The organism is Streptomyces sp. NPDC002779 (genome assembly GCF_042888685.1).
Lineage (GTDB): Bacteria > Actinomycetota > Actinomycetes > Streptomycetales > Streptomycetaceae > Streptomyces.
The window spans coordinates 1-1,445 of the sequence record NZ_JBIAQC010000080.1; the positions used below are offsets into that span (position 1 = coordinate 1).

The 1,445-nt window shown below is 67.8% G+C and carries 1 protein-coding gene; it reads left to right on the forward strand.

The window, feature by feature from the left end:
• The first annotated feature begins 230 nt into the window (after positions 1-230).
• On the forward strand, positions 231-1,427 hold the full coding sequence (locus ACFYW5_RS37955; protein ID WP_389421694.1) for an IS110 family transposase: 1,197 nt from the start codon (positions 231-233) through the stop codon (positions 1,425-1,427).
• The last annotated feature ends 18 nt before the right edge of the window (positions 1,428-1,445 follow it).

Genomic DNA, 1,445 nt, shown 5'->3' on the forward strand with positions numbered 1-1,445 from the left:
GCTCTACCTTCTTGATCGGGTTGATCGAGCCATTCGTAGGGTTGGATCGCCCAGGGGTGCCGGGTGTGGCTATCAGGCTGCTGCCAGCTCGTGGCTTACGTCGCTTCGCCGCCCGGTGCCCCACGACGACTCGGCCGCCGATTAGGAAGTGCGAATCCGTCGCTGTGTAGAGCAATGCCGGCGAGGTCGTCCGTGGCACGAACAGCACGAATAAGCAGGTCAGGAGCGCGATGAGCCGGATATGGGCGGGGATCGACAGCGGCAAGGGCCACCACCACGGCCTCGCACTGGATGCCGACGGCAAGACGCTGTTGTCACGGCGGGTCGTCAACGACGAACCCGAGCTGCTGAAACTGATCGGCGACGTCCTGGACCTGGCCGACGGCCGTCAGGTCACCTGGGCCATCGACATGACCGGCGGAGAGCCCGCGCTTCTGCTGGCGCTGCTGGTCGACCACGGCCAGGAGGTCCTCTACGTTCCCGGCCGCCTGGTGAACCGGGCATCCGACGGCTACCGCGGCGAGGGCAAGACCGACGCCCGCGACGCCTACGTGATCGCCGACCAGGCCAGGATGCGCCGCGACCTGCGGCCCATCCGTCCCGACGACGAAGCCGCCATCGAGCTCAAGCTGCTGACCGGGCGCCGTGCAGATCTGGTCGAGGACCGCACCCGCGTGGTGAACCGCCTGCGCGGCACCCTGCTGAGCATGTTCCCGGCCCTGGAACGGAGCCTGGAGCTGACTAACACCGGCCCGCTCAAGCTGCTGACGGGTTACCAGACGCCGGCCGCGATCCGCCGCACCGGCGCCGCACGGCTGACGAAGTGGCTGACCAACCGCAAGGTCCGCAACGCGAAATCCCTGGCCGAAGCGGCGGTCGAGGCCGCCGAACGCCAGCACACCGCCGTCCCCGGGGAGAAGACCACCGCGAAGCTGGTCCACACCCTGGCCGAGGAGGTGATGACCCTCAACGAGCAGATCTCCGAGATCGACAAGCTCATCGAGGGCCGGTTTCGCGAACACGAACTCGCCGACATCGTCCTGAGCGTCCCGGGTATCGGCACCGTCCTGGGCGCCGAGTTCGTCGCTGCTGTCGGCGGCAGCCTGGACGAGTTCGACTCCCCGGACGCCCTGGCGGCCTTCGCCGGCGTCGCCCCCGCACCTCGCGACTCCGGCAAGGTCAGCGGCAACCTCCACCGGCCGATCGCCTACCACCGAAGACTCCAGCGCGTCTTCTACACCTCCGCCCTGGTCAGCGTCCGCTGCGACCCGAACTCGCGGAGGTTCTACGACCGCAAACGTGCCGAAGGCAAGAAACACGTCCAGGCCGTGCTCGCCCTCGCCCGCCGACGCGTCAACGTCCTGTGGGCTCTGATCCGTGACCGACGGTGTTACGAAGTGACACCCCCAGCGACTACGGCAGCTTGACAACAGCATTAGGAAGCG

Excerpts from the sequence above, each read along its gene's own strand:
- ACFYW5_RS37955 (WP_389421694.1), top strand. The coding sequence starts at position 231 with ATGAGCCGGATATGGGCGGGGATCGACAGCGGCAAGGGCCACCACCAC.